Source organism: Spiribacter curvatus (genome assembly GCF_000485905.1).
GTDB classification, from domain to species: domain Bacteria; phylum Pseudomonadota; class Gammaproteobacteria; order Nitrococcales; family Nitrococcaceae; genus Spiribacter; species Spiribacter curvatus.
In genome coordinates this window covers 1,043,200-1,059,969 of sequence record NC_022664.1, presented here as the reverse complement: position 1 = coordinate 1,059,969, position 16,770 = coordinate 1,043,200, and the positions used below count along the sequence as shown (strand labels likewise).

Genomic DNA, 16,770 nt, shown 5'->3' with positions numbered 1-16,770 from the left:
CTCAGCTGTTCGCCCCGGGGACCGGGCCACTTGCGCTCGCCGGCGGATCCGGCAGCCAGGTCAGGTCATTGAAGCCACGGGTGATATAGCCCGCATCGCCCTTTTCGCCGCCGTAGCCGAAATGACGGAAAGCCATTTCGTTGTCGTATAGCGACACGACCGCTGTGGACTGGACTTTACGGAAAAGATCGGATCCGGCGATGGCGCGGACGTGCATCAATTGGCGCTCATCATCAAGGCCGAGCCAGTCGCCACCGGCGCGGTCATCAAGGTGGCTGATGCCGTCGGCGAGCATGCCCTTGACCCCGCTATCGGCGGACGCACTGTCAAGGTCTTTGACCACCAGGGCATAGACTGCGTCCTCCAATGTCGAATGCGGGAAAATATGCCGGGTGAGTCTGAGAAGTACCTCTCCCTGATGGGCGTCGAGCGTTTGCAGCTCGAGCGCCCATGACCGGGAGGGGGCGAGAATAGCGATCGGCATGCTGGTCATTGCCAGCGTTCCCATCAGCGTAGAGCCGCTGCCTTTGAGGAAGCGGCGACGGTTCATTGTCTGCTCCAACATCGTTGGAATCTCCTCCTTTGTGTGCGTTGCCCATGAGCGAACGCCTTGTTGTGGACACCCCCGCTTCGAAGTGCCTGGAACGATTGTGTGAGCTGCGATTGCGTGGTTGGTAGTAGCGTGTTACTACAATGCTGCGGGGGGCAAAAAATAGTTGAGGAGAGCGAAATGTGTGAGGTTTACGCGTCGACCCCGCAGGATCGATACGACACCAGTACCCGGTCGGTCAGACTGAGCGGGTTCGTGACCAGTATCCGTCTCGAAAATGAATTCTGGTCGATCCTCGAGAGCCTGAGTGCGGAACAGCGCCGCACCGTGCCGCAGTTTATCGCCGAGATTCACGACGAGGTGGTGGCGCGCCAGGGTGAGGTCAGGAACCTGGCGTCCCTATTGCGTGTTTGCTGTGCGCGTTACCTGGCGGATTTCTCTGGAGATGTCACGTCACCAACGATTAACGCCGCGCAGGGATGACCGTGTCCATGCCCGCCGTGGCGTTCGCCATGACTGGCGTATTCTCAGGTCATCGCCAGATCGGCCAGAAAGCGGTGCAGCCGATCACTGTCGGACAGATCACCGTATAGGAGTGAGCCACCGCCCCCGTCATCGGTTTTGAGCAACGACGGTGTTGCGAATACCGAGTAGGTCAGACCTTCCTGAGGCTGTTTGAGTAGATCGATCTCATGGGGGCCCAGGTCACCGCGTCCAATCTGCTCGAGCATCTTCGCCAGGTTGGCGCGTGCCCGCTGCGTCCTCGGCGCATTGCCGGTCACGAACAGAATCAGCAGCGGCATGGGCGATTCTTGCGTGGATGAATGAGTCGTCATGATTAGTCCCTATCGCGCCGGTCTTTGGCGTCATCGTCGGGGGTTTTACTGTCAAGCTCCGGATCCCGACGCTGCTTGATCTGCTCGCGCGTCCTCTCGTCCTGGCGCTCGGATTCTTTATGCTCCTGCTCCTCGAGCTCCATCATCGCCTCGAGGCGGCGCCGTTCCTTGTCGGTCTGCGCGATTTTCTGCTCGAGGTCCTTACGGCGCTGCTGCCATTCGAGCCAGCGCCGGCGGGCGGCTGCTGCATCTTCACGCTCACGGGCGGCCCGAGCGGTTCCCATTAACACCTCGCTGCCGTTCTCATAGACGTCGGCCAGATCCAAACCCTGGTTGCCGAGCAGAAGCTCACGCTGCTGGTTGGAATGCGCCGATCCTCGGGATTTGACGATTGACAGGGAGCGGTTCCGCTCACCGGCCCGGACGTTATAGTCGAGAACAATCCAGCTGTCGGCGAGTGTCGAAACCTGACCTTGTGTGGCTTCGCCTTCCGGATCCTGCTCACCGCTCAACGAGGTCAATACGGTTGTAATGCCGCGACGCCGCACCAGATCGATCAGTTGCTCAGTCGCCATATTGGCGCCCTCGGTCGCGCTTGCTTTAAGCATTGCGGAGATCGGATCAATGACAAGACAATGCGGATCGAACGCATCAAGCAGGCGCCGAATGGCAAGGAAATGCTCGGTGACTCGGGCGGCAAATGCCGAGAGGCTCTGGAATCGCACCAGTCCGGTGTTGATCGGATCGCCCAGATTGATACCGACCGACTCAAGATTACGGACATACGGGCCTTCGAGCTCGTCAAAGCTGATGTAGAGGGTGCGCTCGCCACGCGCGGCCGCCGCTTCTGCAAATCCGCCCGCCAGAGTGCTCTTTGCCGTACCGGGCCGGCCCGAGATCAGCAGACTCGATCCGCGATAGATCCCGCCTCCGAGCAGCGCGTCCAGGCGCTCGATACCCACGCTGAGCCGTTCGTTCGTGGCCTCGACGTCGTTGTTTTCGTCGGCGTAGTGGTAGGGGAGGGTGATGCCGTGATCGTCGATCAGCATCGGCAGCTCATTGGCGATATGACCGGAGCCCCGATATTTAGCGATGCGAAGCGATCGGTTGAGCTGTTGTTTGACAATCTCCGCGGTGAGCACGATCGATGCCGAGAGCAGGAATTCGATCCCCTCGAGATGAGCCGGCGCGTCAGCATCCCGGGTCGCCTTTCCGGTCAGCAGTAATGTCCAGCCATATTGTCCGCAGGCCTCTTCCACCCGCCGGATCTGGTTGATCGCCGCCTTATGGCTGGATTGATACTGCAGTAACTGGTCGATGCCATCGAAGACGATCCAACACGCATCCAACTGGGCGGACGCGGCTGCGACGATCGAGAGCAATCCCTCGAGGTCGAAATCGCCTGCTGTCTCCGCGCTGATGCGCGGCCGTGCATCGATGATCTGCAGCCGATCAGAGGCGAGGAGCTCGGCGCCCCAGCTGAATGAGGCCGCGTCGCGTCGGACCTGTTCGGGCGACTCTTCGAAAGATACGAAGATCGCTCCTTCGCCGCCCTCAATGGCGCGGGCCAGCACTTGGAGTGCCAGCACGGTCTTACCCGCCGCGGCCTGCCCCAGGATCAGCGTCGCCTGACCGGCTGGCAGCCCGCCCTCGGTGACCCGGTCCAGATCGGCAATGCCCGTTCTGCGTTTCTCCAAACTATACTCCGTTGTGCTGATGGTTGATTGGGTGCGCTAATCAATTTCGTCGGCTGTCAGTGGCAGCCGGCTGCCGCGCTCAAGCAGCCAGCGAAAGTCCTCCGCCTCCAGCGGGTAGCTGTAATAGAAACCCTGACCAAAATGGATGCCCATCATCAGAAGTTCCCTGCGGACACTGTCCGACTCGATGCCTTCGGCCATGATCTCCGCGTCGAGCGCGTGCGCCAGCATTTTCACTGCCTCAACGATGTTGCGGCTGAAGCGATCGCTCATCAGGTGCGTTACAAAACCCTGGTCGATCTTGATTTCGTCAAATGGATACTGCTGCAGGTAGAGCAGCGACGAATAACCGGTGCCGAAGTCATCCAGCGAGAGGCGCACATTCATATCACGCAACTCACGCATCTGCCGCAACAGGGATGCGGATTCCTGAGCGAAGACGCTCTCGGTGATCTCCAGTGAGAGCTGTTCAGGGGCCGTTCCCGACTCCTCGAGAATCCGGCGAACGCTATCCGGGAAGTGACCCGTACGAAACTGAACCAAGGAGACATTAACGGCGACCCGAACCAGGTCGAGCCCCTCGTCCTGCCACGCCCGCAGATGCTCACAGGCCCGGCGGATGGCCCATTCGCCAATCGGGCCAATCAGCTGACTCTGCTCGGCGATGGGTATGAACACGCCGGGCGAGATTAGTCCCCGCTCCGGATGATTCCAGCGCAGCAGGGCCTCCGCCGACACGAGATATCCGCTCGCCAGATCCAGTTTGGGCTGGAAATGAAGCTCGAACTGGTTGTCCTGAAGGGCCGTTCGCAGTTCCCGGGTCAAATCGATGCGCGCCCGCGTCTGTTGCTCGAGCCGGTCAGTGTAGGCAATCCATGGCAGAGTCGATTCCGCGCGGTGGCGGAAAAGCGCTCGTTCCGCTTCACGGAGCAGCCGTTCCGCCGGTCGAATCCTATGGCCCATTCGGGTGTAGCCCATTCGGATAGCGATATCGATGGCAACGCCATCCAGATCGAACGGACGCGACAGGTGCTCGACGATCCTTTCGAGTCGTGCTTCGATGGCGTCGTCGGGATCGGATTCCAGAAAGAGGGTGCACTCGTCACCGCCGATCCGACCGGCCAGTCGTGGGTCGCTGGTGAGTTGCGAGAGCCTCTGGCTGAACTCGATGAGCAAGCGATCACCGCCGTCATAGCCATAGGCGTCGTTGATATCCCGCAGGCCGACGATGTCGACCATCATGACAATGGCCTCGCTCTGCCAGCCTCCCTGGTCAAGCCGACCCTGAAGCGCCTGACTGAAGCCGTTACGCGTCGACAGCCCGGTGAGCGGATCCTCGAAAGCCGACCGTGCAAGATCGTTTTCGGTCGCTCGAAGAGTGGTCGTATCCTGCTTGATCGTGGCGTAATTGACGATCGCGCCATCGTCATCCCGTAGCGGGGCGATCAGCGTGTATTCGCAGTAGAGGCTCCCGTCCTTGCGCCGGTTCTCGAACTCACCGGTCCAGGTTCGACCCGCGCTAATCGTCTCCCAGAGGTCGCGGTAGACCGCGTCGGGTGTGTTGCCACTCTTGAGCACTGCATACGTATGCCCCACCAACTCGTCGCGGGTGTACCCTGAGATCTGCTCAAGCGCTGGATTGACATACTCCATGCGGCCTTGCAGGTCAGTGATCGCGATCGGTGAGGGGTTCAGGTGCGTGATGGACATCATTTTATGGACATCGCGCTCGCACTCGCGTCGATCAGTCGTATCCGCAATCACAATGCCGATTTGACGTTCCCCGGATTGCGCACGGGTCAGGGGGTAATAACGAACCTCGAGATCACGCCTGCCAAGACTGGGGCTCGGCCGCTCGGTCGCGAAGCACTGCGGTTGACCGTCCAGACAGCTGTCGAGGTGCGGCTGTACGACATGCTCGAAGTGCGCCTCACCGACAATCTCACCGACATGCCGGTCCACAAGAGTGTCCAGGGATGGCGCATGCAGTCGCTGATAGGTCGCGTTGGTCCAACAGTAGCGGTAGTCGGAGTCGACAATCGCGCACAGGTTGTCGCTCGCATCCAATAGTGTCTGGAAGCTTTCTGCGTCAGGCATGACGTTGGCGACGGATATCCAATGTGATCACAATCCATAGCATGCGCCAATCAGGTGGCTGGCGCAAAAAGCTGGCATCCACTCCGCTACGCGTCCTGCTATCGAATCCCCGCGCGCATGAACGACTGCACGAACTGACGCTGGAACAGGAGAAATGCGATCAGCAGCGGCCCGATGCTCAGTAGTGTCGCCGCGCTGACAATCGCCCAGTTCACGCCGGTCTCGGGGGCCGAGAATATTGCGAGGCCCACGGTCAGTGGGCGTGTCTCCACCGAATTGGTGACGATCAATGGCCAGAGGAAGTTGTTCCAGTGGTGGCTCACGGACACGAGCGCATACGCCAGATAGGTGGGCCAGGCGAGTGGGACGTAGACCTTGAGCAGCACCGCCATCCAGCCATTGCCCTCGATACGCGCGGCGTCCTCTAATTCCCGGGGGACGGTCTTGAAGGTCTGACGGAGCAGGAAGATGCCAAATGCACTGGCCACGTAGGGTAGACCGATGCCAGGAATAGAATCGATCAGTCCAAGCTCGCTCGCCACGGTGTAATTCTCGACAATCAGTACCTCTGGGAAAACGAATAGCTGAAGCAGCACCAGCATGAACAGGATTTCCTTGCCGGGCAGGGGAAAGCGGGCGAAGGCGAACCCCGCCAGAGTGCATACGACGATCTGAGCGCCGAGGATGCCAGTCACCATCAGAAAGGTGTTCAGGTAATAGCGGGCGAAAGGCGCTTGTTCCCAGGCGCTGCGGAAGTTCTCGAGCGTCAGTGGTGCCAGCGGATCAAAACGCGCTACATAAGCCTCCGGGTGAAACGCTGCCCAGAATGCATAGAGCAATGGCAGCAGCCATACAAGCGCGAGCGTCCAGCCGCCAAGCGTTTCGAGGTCGAGACGTTTCATTGGTAATGCGTCCGGCGATCGACAACCGTGAACTGAACCGCGGCAAGCAGGCCGAGGAAAACCAGGATCATCATCGTAATGGCTGCGGCATAGGGCCGATCGAAGAACGAAAACGCCGTTTCGTAGACGTAATAGAGAAGCAGGTTGGTCGCGTTGTTAGGCCCGCCCTTGGTGAGAATGAACAGATGATCAACAACGCGTACGGCGTTGATCAAGGCATTGATCATGACAAACAAAGTGGTCGGCATGAGCAGTGGAAATGTCACACGCCGGAAATGCTCCCATCGTCCAGTCCCTTCCAGCGCCGATGCCTCACGGAGCTCCGGCGGGATCGTCTGTAACGCCGCCAGATAGAAGATCATGAAAAAGCCCGCTTCCTTCCAGATCGTCATGACAATGACGCTGGGCAATGCGAATGTCGGGTCGCCAAGCCAGTTCGGCCCATCGATCCCGAACCACCCAAGGAGGCCGTTGAACAGACCAATCTCCGGCGCGTAGAAGAACATCCAGATATTGGCGGCGGCGATCATCGGCAGGATGGTCGGCGTGAAGTACGCCATGCGCACAAACCCGCGACCGGGCATCCGGCTGTCCACCAGCAATGCCATGGCCAGTGCGATAGCAATCGATGCCGGGATCGTGACCAACGCGTAGATCAGGTTGTTGCGCGCCACCTTCCAGAACACGGGGTCGTCGAACAGGTAGGCGTAATTCTCCAACGCCACAAACTCGGCCGGCTGGCTGGCCGTTTCCGGCAGAAACAGGCTTCGAACCGTCGTCAGAACAATCGGCAGATAGGCGAAGGCACCCAGCAGCAGCGCCGCCGGAAGCAGAAGCAGCGCTCCGTAGATCTGCATCCGGCGGCGTTCGCTATGAGCACGCATCATCCTATCTGCCCCTATGCGGTATCAGTAACGGCGCAACACGCGATCGGCCTGACGCTGGGCGTCGGCCAGTGCGTCAGCAGGCGTCTGCTCACCGGTCAGTGCGGCCTGAATCGCGTTGTTGAGGGCCTGACGGATCTGTCCGCCCTCATAGGTCGAGAGTTCGGCCGTCGCGTGCTCCAACTGGTCCCGGGCCACGGCAGCGGGCGGGAAGTCGGCAACATACGACTCGAGCGCTTCAGTTTCATAGGCATCGGGGCTGACGCCCATATAGCCGGTCTCGATCGACCAGTTGGCGGCGCGTTCCGGTGCGGTCATGAACTGCATCAGATCCAGCGCTGCTTCGCGCTCCGCGTCGGTGGTGTCCTTGAAAATGTAGAAATTGCCGCCACCGGTGGGGCTGCCGCGCTGCTCACTCGCCGGCAGCATGGCTACACCAAAGTCGAAGTCGGCGCTTTCCTTGACCGCCGTTAGATTGCCAGTGCTGTGCCACATCATGGCCGTCTCACCCTCGAGGAAATTCTGCCGCAGCGTGCCCCACTCGATCGTGCCGTCCGGCATTGCTGCGTACTGATCGGTGAGATCAACCCAATACTCAAGCGCCTCGACTGCGGCCGGGTCGTCGAACTGGACTGCGGTGCCATCATCGCTCATCAACCGATGACCATTCTGAAAGGCCAGTGCCTGGAACATCCAATAGGGATAGCCCGTGGAGGGGATCATGGCACCCCAACGCTCGCCGTCACTGGCGCTGCGGATCTGCTGGCCCATTTCAGCCATCTCGGTCCAGTTCTGCGGTGGCTGCTCCGGATCGAGACCCGCTTCGGCGAACGCATCCTTATTCCAGTACATGACGATGGTCGAGCGCTGGAATGGAATGCCATAGGTGTCGCCCCCGGTCTGGCCGTTTTCCATGAGCCCCGGGTAGAAGCTGTCCAGCCAGTCCTGTTCGGCCTCGGTGTCGACCAGATCATCCACTGGCACGATCACATCGCGACCAAGGAGCTCGTAGAGGTCAATCGAGAACATCACCGAAAGATCCGGCGAATCACCGGCCTGAATGGCCGACAGGGCGCGGACACGGGTGTCATCGTAGTTACCCGCGTAGATCGCTTCTACTGAGACGTTCGGGTTCTCATTCTCGAAATCGGCGACCAGGCCGTCGATGACCTCGGTCAGCGGGCCACCCACGGCAATGGGGTAGTACATCGTCAACTCGACATTGTCCTGGCTCATCGCCAGGGGCGTGGTCACCAGAGCGGCGGTGCCGAGGGCACCAGCGGCGATTCGTTTCAGCATGCTCATTTTGTTTTCCTCTGCAGTGTTTGCACTCAAAGCCTGGAAACAGGATCAGCGTCTCCGCCGGAGGCGCTGATCCGCTCCCCGGTCGTGCCGGCGAATAGGTGGGCGGCATCGGTATCCCATTGAAGCCGGCAGGGCGCACCGATGGACAGATCGTTCGGCAGAGCCGATACCTTGGCAACAAGGCGTTGGTCGCCAACCTGAATGCCCACAATCACCTCCGAGCCGAGGTATTCGGTGTCGGTGATTCGGGCGGGGAGGCCGGGGGTTTCCTCCGGTGCGGCGCTCACGCGGATTGCCTCTGGCCGTACTCCCAGCGTGATCGGATCGCTGACCCGCGGTGCTGCGACGGGCTGGTCTGGAACGCCCGGAATGATCGGGCCATGAGCAGTATGCTCAAGGTCGATGAGGTTCATTGGTGGGCTGCCGATGAAGCTTGCCGCAAAGGCACTGGCCGGCTGCTGGTAGATCTGCTCCGGCGAATCATGCTGGACGATGCGGCCATGCTCGAGCAGCACGATGCGATCCCCCATGCTCATCGCCTCGATCTGATCATGTGTCACGTAGACAACGGTCATACCCAGGCGCTGCTGGAGATCGCGGATCTCCCGACGCATTTCACCGCGTAGCCGCGCGTCCAGATTTGACAGCGGCTCGTCCATTAGACACAGCGTGTGCTCAGCGACGATGGCCCGAGCCAGGGCGACGCGTTGACGTTGTCCGCCAGAGAGCTGGGCGGGTTTGCGATCCAGCAGATCATCGAGGCCAACCAGCTCGGCGACCTGCTTCAGGCGTTGCTGCCTTCTGGCCCGAGCGACACGGCGGCTTCGCAGACCGAACACGATGTTCTCGGCTACGGTCAGATGAGGAAACAGGGCGTAGGACTGGAAAACCATCGACAGTCCGCGTTGCTGCGGTGGCCGGTCGGTCACATCCTCGCCATTGATATGGATTCGACCAGCATCCGGGGACTCCAGCCCGGCGATAAGCCGCAGGGTCGTCGATTTTCCGCACCCCGAGGGCCCGAGCAGGATGACGAACTCGCCGGGATCGACCGAGAGGGACAGATCATCGACCGCTGGCTCTGCAGACCAGGCCCGGCGGACACTGTCGAGTCGCACCATGGTTGGGTCACTCATCGGTTGCGACCACATGTCTGACACCGGCGTCGGCGACCCGGGCGCTGAGAGTCGCTGGCAGATGCGTGTCGGTGACGAGATGGTCAACGGAATCGATCATGCCGCCACGAGCCGGTGCCGCGCGCCCGATTTTCGACTGATCAGCCACAAGGATGGATTCACGGCTGTTGGCTATCATCGAGCGCCGTAGATCCACTTCCTGGGAGTCGAAGTCGAGGAGCGAGCCGTCCTGATCAATGCCGCCGACGCCGAAGATCGCGAAATCGACGCGGTAATCGGCGCACTGAGCGGCTGCTCCGGCCAGATTGATGTCGCGATGCCGGTTCCGGACCTCACCGCTTGGCAGAACGATGCGGCAATCCCGGCTCTGTGCGAATGCCTCGGCGACGCGCAGATTGCAGGTGATGACGAGCAGGTCATGGTGATCGCGCAATGCCTCGGCGACGTGGCAGGGGGTGGTGCCGATGCCCATCGTCAACGCGCTGCCATCGGGGATCATGCCGGCCACGGTGGCGGCAATGCGTTTTCGCTCAACGCGATGGAGCAGCCGCCGGCGATCGAAGTCGAGATTGACCGATGCGAAGTCCATGGGGCCGACACCGCCGTAATGCCGCCGCAATAGCCCCTGATCGCAGAGCTCACGAACGTCGCGGCGAATGGTCTGCGGCGCGACACCGAAGTGCGCTGCCAGCCATTCGATGCGCACGAAATGGCGATCCCGAACCAGATCCAGGATGGCATTGTCCCGCATTGCCATGTTCCTTCGCGCTCACCCAATGTTCGTTCGAAGGTTACTGCTCGAAGATGACAGTTCGATGATGCATTGATGACGATGCGGTTATGCCCTGTCCCGATCGGCTACCGAGGCCACGCGTCGTGGGCGTGGGGTGTGAACGGTGTGACGACCGATCACCCTGCTGGTTTGCTGTCACACCGCCGGTTTGCATTGATCAAAAAAATTGGTCTACAGTTAAACGCGGCTGGATGCCTTACCTGGCAGTTTTCCTCCCGCTAGACCGCTCGTACGCCGTCCCTCGCTATGAAGGCGCCAGCCCGCGATTCACTATTGGAACGGTGCGGTCGAACGCAAGGAATAAGGAGCAAACTTATGAACAAGCGTTTTCTGTACGCTTTCGCGCTGACCGGCGCGCTGGCCCCGATGGCCGCGAACGCCGAGTGCGGCGAGATTTCTGTTGCCGAGATGAACTGGACCTCCGGTGGCATCATCACCGGCGTTACCGAGTTTCTGCTGACCCAGGGGTATGGCTGTGACGTGACCGTCGTCCCGTCGGCCACCACCACCGCCATCACATCACTCGCCGAGAACAACGAGCCGGACATCGTGCCGGAGTTCTGGCCGAACGGCGCGCCGGCATACTATGACCTCGCCGAGCAGGGCAAAGTGGTCAAGGCATCCGACGCGTTCAGCGAAGGCGCAACCGAGCACTGGCTGGTGCCGGGCTTTCTGGTCGAAGAGCATCCGGAACTCGCCACCATCGAGGGTATCCTGAACAACCCGGAGTTGGTTGGCGCCCGTTTCCACAACTGCCCGGATGGCTGGGGCTGCCGAATCGCCAATGATTCACTGGTCAAAGCCTTCGAGCTGGAGGATCACGGCATCGAGGTCTTCAATCACGGCTCGGGTGAAACCCTTCAGGCGGCACTGGTCTCAGCGGCCGAAAACGAGGAACCCTATTTCGGGTATTACTGGGGCCCCACTGCACCGCTGGGTCAGTACGACATGGTGAGCGTCGACATGGGTCCGGTGAACCAGGAGGCCTACGAGTGCAATCAGGACTCGGAGTGCAATGAAGTGGGTAAGACAGGCTGGCCGGCCGCACCCGTATTCAACGTCGTGACCACCGACCTTGCCGAGAGCGAGCCGGAGGCCTTCGAACTCATGCAGAACATGACGTTCGAGAACGACACCATGAATGGCCTGCTCGCCTGGCATGCGAACAACGATGCCACTGTCGACGAGGCGGTCGTGCAGTTCCTGCAGAACAACACCGACGTGTGGATGGACTGGCTCAGTGAAGATGCCCAGGCCAATATGCAGGGGATGTTCTAGGACCTGATTGACTGGACGATAAAAGCGCCGGGGCGATGACCGTCCCGGCGCTTTCTTTTAAGTGGCTATTTCCCGCAATGTCGCCATATCGATGACAAAGCGGTACTTCACATCCCCTCGCTTAACCCGCTCATAGGCTTCGTTGATGTTGCGGATGTCGAGCATCTCGATATCGCAGGCGATATCGTGGTCGGCGCAGAAGTCGAGGACTTCCTGTGTTTCCGGCATGCCACCGATCAGGGAACCCGCGAGCACCCGACGCCCGAAGACCAGGTTACCCGCATGTACTGTCGGCTCGATCGGCTCCACCAGCCCGACAAGGATATGCGTGCCGTCATGACGCAGCAGAGAGAGGTAGGGGTTGAGATCGTGCTGTACCGGAACGGTATCGAGCATGTAATCAAAGTAACCGGCCGCCGCCTGCATCTGCGCGTCGTCGGTGGAGACGATCACGTGGTGTGCGCCCTGCGCCTGCGCCTCCGATACCTTGGCCTCGGAGCGGGTGAAAACCGTCACCTCCGCGCCAATGGCACGGGCGAACTTGATGCCCATGTGACCCAGACCACCCATACCGATGACGCCCACCTTGTGGCCGGCCTGAACACCGTAGTGTCTCAGCGGGGAGTAGGTCGTGATGCCGGCGCAGAGCAGCGGTGCCGCTGCGGCTGGATCGAGCCTCTCAGGGATCCGCACCACGAAGTCCTTGTTGACGACAATCGCCTCCGAGTATCCACCGTAAGTCATGGATCCGTCGTGGCGATCCTGACCGTTGTAAGTCAGAACCGGCCCTTCAAGGCAGTACTGCTCGAGCCCGTGCCTGCAGGGTTCACACTCGCGGCATGAATCGACCATGCAGCCAACACCGACGATGTCGCCTTGACTGAACCCGGTCACGCCGTCACCAACGGCGGTCACACGGCCGACGATTTCGTGGCCTGGCACGACCGGATACTGGGTCATGCCCCAGTCGTTCTGCACAAAATGGATATCGGTATGGCAGACGCCACAGTAATCGATGCTGATGGCGACATCGTCCGATCGCAGCTCACGGCGCTCAAGGGTCAAGGGCGCAAGGCCGGACTGGTCTGAATGGGCGGCGTAGGCGTTGGCTTGCGTCATGGTTTAACTCTTTGCTGATCAAAAGGATCGCGACGTCGGTTTCAATGCTCGCGATAAACGCTTGTGTCGCCGTCATTGCCAACGAGTAACGTATCGTAGGCGTCCTGACGGTCTCCGACTTCCATGCCCGGTGAGCCAACGGGCATGCCGGGTACCGTGAGGCCCGCAGCCTCGGGTTGCGTCGAGATGAGGTCGCGGATCTCACTCGCGGCCACATGACCCTCAATGAAGTAGCCATCAATCATGGCCGTGTGACAGGAGGCCTGACCCGGCTCGATATCCAGTCCAACCTTGATCTCGTTGAGCTCGCGATGAGTGACGTTGTGGGTTGTCACGTCGAAGCCGTTTTCGTCGAGATGATCGATCCAGGCGCTGCAGCAGCCACAGGTCGGGGTTTTGGCGACCTCAATGGCGAGCCCATTGGCGCCGACGGCAGGACTCAGCAAGGCCAGTCCAAGGACCAGCGGCAGTTTCATGGAAGGTGAGGTTTTCATGGGGGCATCTCCGGGATTCGTCGTATGCTGATGTCTGAGGAGCGCGATGACTTCAAGTGTACCCGAACTGATCGCTCCGTCGATGAGTCGTAACGGGCAGGGAAAGGCAGGAGATTCAGTCATGAAACAGTCTTTATTACGGGGTGTGATGGGCTCGGTCCTCGCACTGACGGCTCACTCGGTCAGTGGCGCGGGAGGGGCGGATTCCGAATTCGCGCCGGATAATCCCGATCTGGCGGTCGCAACATTCGCCGGTGGCTGTTTCTGGTGCGTCGAGGCCTATTACGAGAAGAATGTTCCCGGCGTGGTCGAGGTCGTCTCCGGCTACAGCGGTGGCGAGGTGGAAAACCCCACCTACGAGCAGGTCTCCGGTGGTCAGACGGATCACACCGAGGCGGTGCAGGTCTACTACGACCCCAGTGAGATCACCTATGAAGGGCTGCTCGAGGGACTGTGGCGTACCGCTGATCCAACCGATATCAATGGTCAGTATGTCGATCGGGGGAAGCAGTATCGGCCCGCAATCTTCTATCACAACGAGGCGCAGAAGCGCACAGCGGAAGCGTCGGTAGAGGCATTGGAGGCGTCCAATCGCTACGATGATCCGGTGGCGATCGAGACCGTCGCGCTCGAGGCCTTTTACGAGGCGGAGGCGTATCATCAGGATTACTACGAGAAAAAGCCGGTCCGCTACAAGCTCTACACGTTCAACTCCGGGCGCTATCAGTTCATCGAGGATGTCTGGGGAGAGGACCAGGAGGTGGATTTCTCGCAGTACCGTCCGGATAACGAGGCGGCCGGTAAGGGAGTTGAAGCGTTTGATCCTGCGACCTTCGAGAAGCCGGCTCCTGAAGTCCTGCAGTCGCGCCTGACCGCTGAGCAATTTCAGGTGACTCAGGAGGACGGCACCGAACCGGCCTATGAGAACGACTATTACGATGAAAAACGCCCGGGAATCTATGTCGATGTGGTTTCCGGCGAGCCCCTGTTCTCATCGCGTGATAAGTATAAATCGAATACGGGCTGGCCGAGCTTCACCCGCCCGATCCACTCGGACGCGGTGGTCGAGCGTGAGGATAAGTCCTTTTTCATGACCCGTACTGAGATCCGCAGCCGCCATGCGGACTCTCATCTCGGGCATGTCTTCAAAGACGGGCCTGAACCGACAGGTCTGCGCTATTGCATGAATTCGGCGGCGATGGAGTTCGTTCCATTAGCCGAGATGGAAGCCAGGGGCTACGGCGCCTTGATCAGCGAAGTCGACGAGGGGAGTGAATAATGACAGCACCCGTTCTCATCATGGGCGCCCGGGGCGGAATCGGCGAAGCGCTCGCCCGGCGCTTGGCGGCGGAGGGGCACTCGCTTGTGCTCTCGGCCCGCGATCCGGATACGATCCAGTCACTGGCGCAGGAGACGGGCGGATCAACGCTCGCCTGTGATGTCTTCGATCCAGACTCGATCAAACGCACTGTCGAGGCGGCCCAATCTGAGGACGGCCTGGCAGGGCTTGCCTACTGTGTCGGCAGCATTCTCCTCAAGCCGCTGAAGAGCCTCACTGAGTCGGACTTGATCGACTGTTATCGTCTGAATACGGTCGGTGCGGCGCTCGCGGTCCAGGCGGCGGCGCCGGCGCTACAGCGCGCTCACGGGAGCGTGGTGATGTTCTCGACCGTGGCGGCGGGACAGGGATTCGGGAACCACGCCGTGATATCGGCCGCGAAGGGCGGTGTTGAGGCACTGACCCGGTCTTTGGCAGCGGATCTGGCACCGGCAGTGCGGGTCAATTGTATTGCGCCGAGTATCAGCCAGACGGAGATTGCCGGGCAGCTTCTGTCCAACGAGAAAATGGCTGATGCACTCGCGGCGAGCCATCCACTCAAGCGCGTCGGTGAGGCCGATGACTCGGCCGCCATGGCCGCGTTCCTGCTGGGCACCGATGCCAGCTGGATCACCGGCCAGGTGTTCCCGGTCGACGGCGGTCGGGGCGCGTTGCGTGCCAGGGGGCAGTAGCATCACGCCCATCGGCCCCGGCGGCGATCCGATTACTGGCGCAGGTATTTGATAAGCGCGAGGATCAAAAGCACCAGAACGACGATGATCAGAAGACTGATGACGATGGGGATGATCATCATTCCCGTCATCATTCCCGGTCCAGGGCCATGCATGACGCCCGACCCGTAACTGGACTGTGCAAGCGCGCTGCCGCTCCAGCTACCCAATAACGCCACTATCATGATGATCGATTGCTTCATTGCGGTTTACTCCTGAGACCGGTGACCTTGTAAGATTCAACCGATACAAGCATGAGAGTGTAGACCCGGATGATCAACGGGCCTGAGATCAGCCATCCGATAGATGCGCTCCGTCGTCTATTCGATGCGGGGGTGGCTGCCGCGCATCCAGCCCGCGTGGTCGCGCCGCATCTTCCGCCGATCAGTAAAGACGGGCAGACCCGGGTCATCGGTGCGGGGAAGGCCGCCGCGGCAATGGCGCAGGCGCTGGAGAAGGCGTGGCCACCGGAAGTGCCGGCGCCGCAAGGGCTGGTTGTCACCCGTTATGGCCATGGGTCGATGCTCGAGAGCATCGAGTGCATTGAAGCATCCCATCCGCTACCGGATGCAGCCGGCCGTGAGGCCGCTCAACGGATGGTCGACATCGCTGATGGATTGGGGGAGGGGGATCAGCTGCTGTGTCTGCTCTCCGGTGGCGGCTCTGCGCTGCTCACCCTGCCGGCCGATGGTCTGACAATGGCGGATCAGCAGGCAGTATCGTCAGCGCTCCTCAGGTCGGGTGCTGATATCGCCGATATCAACTGCGTCAGGAAGCATCTGTCGGCCGTCAAAGGCGGGCAACTCGCCGTCGCGGCCTGGCCCGCCCGCGTGACCACCCTGATGATCTCGGATGTCGCCGGCGATGATCCGGCTACGATTGCATCGGGTCCGACGGCCGCCGATCCGACCACTTTCGCCGATGCCCGAGCGATTCTGGATCGATTCGGCATCGATCCACCCACGGCCGTGCGCCATCACCTTGAGTCATCCGAGCAGGAAACGCCCAAACCCGGTGATCCGCGGCTCGATGGTGTGGAGAACATCATCGTGGCCCGCTCGCAGACATCACTGGAGGCGATGGCGTTGGTCGCGCGCGAAGCGGCGATTCAACCACTCATCCTTGGGGATGCGATCGAAGGCGAGGCCCGCGAGGTGGCTCAGGTTATGGCCGGTATTGCTCGACAGGTCGTCAAGCATGGTCAGCCGATCGCACCGCCATGTGTCCTGCTATCCGGCGGCGAGACAACCGTCACACTGCGCGGGAGCGGCCGAGGCGGTCGGAATGCGGAATTCCTGCTGGCGCTCGCCATCGCGCTTGACGGCGAACCGGGCGTCTACGCCCTGGCGGGCGACAGCGATGGCATCGACGGCAGCGAGGACAATGCCGGCGCCATCATCACGCCCGATACGCTTGCGCGTGCCGGCGCCGCCGGGATCGATGCGACAGCGCGTCTTGCGGATAACGATGGTTATGGGTTTTTCGAGGCGCTGGGTGATCGGGTAATGACTGGCCCGACCCGGACCAATGTGAATGATCTGCGGGCGATTCTGATCATGCCGCCGGCATGATGCGGTGGCCGTCGCTGGCAACGGGTCAGTCCATTCCGGTGTGCACCGGGATGCAGATC

At 60.8% G+C, this 16,770-nt stretch carries 17 protein-coding genes; 5 read left to right on the top strand and 12 right to left on the bottom strand.

The genetic code is table 11. The features are described 5' to 3' along the window. Position 1: 1 nt before the first annotated feature. Positions 2–565, bottom strand: coding sequence for a hypothetical protein (locus SPICUR_RS05250; protein ID WP_041381723.1), 564 nt, complete (start codon positions 563–565; stop codon positions 2–4). Between the two features lie 165 nt (positions 566–730). Between SPICUR_RS05250 and SPICUR_RS05245 the strand changes: the two genes are divergently transcribed. Further along, complete coding sequence (locus SPICUR_RS05245; protein WP_023366793.1) at positions 731–1,033, top strand: ribbon-helix-helix domain-containing protein; 303 nt, start codon at positions 731–733, stop codon at positions 1,031–1,033. 44 nt (positions 1,034–1,077) lie between these two features. Here SPICUR_RS05245 and SPICUR_RS05240 read toward each other — a convergent pair whose 3' ends face one another. The 8 genes from SPICUR_RS05240 to SPICUR_RS05205 all read right to left on the bottom strand — a co-directional run bounded on the left by SPICUR_RS05240 (position 1,078) and on the right by SPICUR_RS05205 (position 10,164). Next, a complete protein-coding gene (locus SPICUR_RS05240) occupies positions 1,078–1,353 on the bottom strand; it encodes a circadian clock KaiB family protein (protein ID WP_023366791.1) in 276 nt (91 codons plus the stop codon). Positions 1,354–1,388: 35 nt separating this feature from the next. Further along, positions 1,389–3,104, bottom strand: coding sequence for a DUF7125 family protein (locus SPICUR_RS05235; RefSeq protein WP_041381721.1), 1,716 nt, complete (start codon positions 3,102–3,104; stop codon positions 1,389–1,391). Positions 3,105–3,119: 15 nt separating this feature from the next. Then, positions 3,120–5,180, bottom strand: coding sequence for a putative bifunctional diguanylate cyclase/phosphodiesterase (locus SPICUR_RS05230; protein WP_023366787.1), 2,061 nt, complete (start codon positions 5,178–5,180; stop codon positions 3,120–3,122). Positions 5,181–5,278: 98 nt separating this feature from the next. Further along, positions 5,279–6,082: a carbohydrate ABC transporter permease gene (locus SPICUR_RS05225; RefSeq protein ID WP_023366785.1), complete on the bottom strand. Its 804-nt coding sequence runs from the start codon at positions 6,080–6,082 to the stop codon at positions 5,279–5,281. After that, on the bottom strand, positions 6,079–6,969 hold the full coding sequence (locus SPICUR_RS05220; protein ID WP_202951822.1) for a carbohydrate ABC transporter permease: 891 nt from the start codon (positions 6,967–6,969) through the stop codon (positions 6,079–6,081). The genes SPICUR_RS05225 and SPICUR_RS05220 overlap by 4 nt, the downstream gene beginning before the upstream one ends. Positions 6,970–6,990: 21 nt before the next feature. Further along, positions 6,991–8,271 (bottom strand): ABC transporter substrate-binding protein, encoded by a 1,281-nt coding sequence (locus SPICUR_RS05215; RefSeq protein WP_023366781.1) that lies wholly within the window; start codon positions 8,269–8,271, stop codon positions 6,991–6,993. 26 nt (positions 8,272–8,297) lie between these two features. Next, the gene (locus SPICUR_RS05210; protein WP_041381719.1) at positions 8,298–9,407 is read right to left on the bottom strand and encodes an ABC transporter ATP-binding protein; all 1,110 of its coding nucleotides are present in this window, start codon (positions 9,405–9,407) and stop codon (positions 8,298–8,300) included. Continuing rightward, positions 9,400–10,164: a DeoR/GlpR family DNA-binding transcription regulator gene (locus tag SPICUR_RS05205; RefSeq protein WP_041381717.1), complete on the bottom strand. Its 765-nt coding sequence runs from the start codon at positions 10,162–10,164 to the stop codon at positions 9,400–9,402. Before SPICUR_RS05205 ends, SPICUR_RS05210 begins: the two co-directional genes overlap by 8 nt. A 351-nt stretch (positions 10,165–10,515) precedes the next feature. Between SPICUR_RS05205 and SPICUR_RS05200 the strand changes: the two genes are divergently transcribed. Next, on the top strand, positions 10,516–11,478 hold the full coding sequence (locus SPICUR_RS05200; RefSeq protein ID WP_023366775.1) for a glycine betaine ABC transporter substrate-binding protein: 963 nt from the start codon (positions 10,516–10,518) through the stop codon (positions 11,476–11,478). A 57-nt stretch (positions 11,479–11,535) separates the two neighbouring features. Here the strand turns inward: SPICUR_RS05200 and SPICUR_RS05195 are convergent, their stop codons facing one another. Further along, positions 11,536–12,597, bottom strand: coding sequence for an NAD(P)-dependent alcohol dehydrogenase (locus SPICUR_RS05195; RefSeq protein WP_023366773.1), 1,062 nt, complete (start codon positions 12,595–12,597; stop codon positions 11,536–11,538). Between the two features lie 41 nt (positions 12,598–12,638). Next, positions 12,639–13,091 (bottom strand): DUF411 domain-containing protein, encoded by a 453-nt coding sequence (locus SPICUR_RS05190; RefSeq protein WP_041381716.1) that lies wholly within the window; start codon positions 13,089–13,091, stop codon positions 12,639–12,641. Positions 13,092–13,212: 121 nt separating this feature from the next. Here SPICUR_RS05190 and msrB point away from each other — a divergent pair, with 121 nt between their 5' ends. Together msrB and SPICUR_RS05180 are read left to right on the top strand one after the other, a co-directional pair. Continuing rightward, complete coding sequence (msrB, locus tag SPICUR_RS10235; protein WP_041381713.1) at positions 13,213–14,370, top strand: peptide-methionine (R)-S-oxide reductase MsrB; 1,158 nt, start codon at positions 13,213–13,215, stop codon at positions 14,368–14,370. Next, entirely contained in the window at positions 14,370–15,101 is a 732-nt protein-coding gene (locus tag SPICUR_RS05180) for an SDR family NAD(P)-dependent oxidoreductase (protein WP_023366767.1), read from the top strand. Before msrB ends, SPICUR_RS05180 begins: the two co-directional genes overlap by 1 nt. Before the next feature lie 32 nt (positions 15,102–15,133). Here SPICUR_RS05180 and SPICUR_RS05175 read toward each other — a convergent pair whose 3' ends face one another. Then, positions 15,134–15,343 carry a hypothetical protein gene (locus SPICUR_RS05175; protein WP_023366765.1) on the bottom strand — a complete coding sequence of 70 codons (210 nt, stop codon included), beginning with the start codon at positions 15,341–15,343 and terminating at the stop codon, positions 15,134–15,136. 69 nt (positions 15,344–15,412) lie between these two features. Between SPICUR_RS05175 and SPICUR_RS05170 the strand changes: the two genes are divergently transcribed. Further along, positions 15,413–16,711, top strand: a complete 1,299-nt coding sequence (locus SPICUR_RS05170; protein WP_023366763.1) for a glycerate kinase type-2 family protein — start codon at positions 15,413–15,415, stop codon at positions 16,709–16,711. Positions 16,712–16,770: the final 59 nt, after the last annotated feature.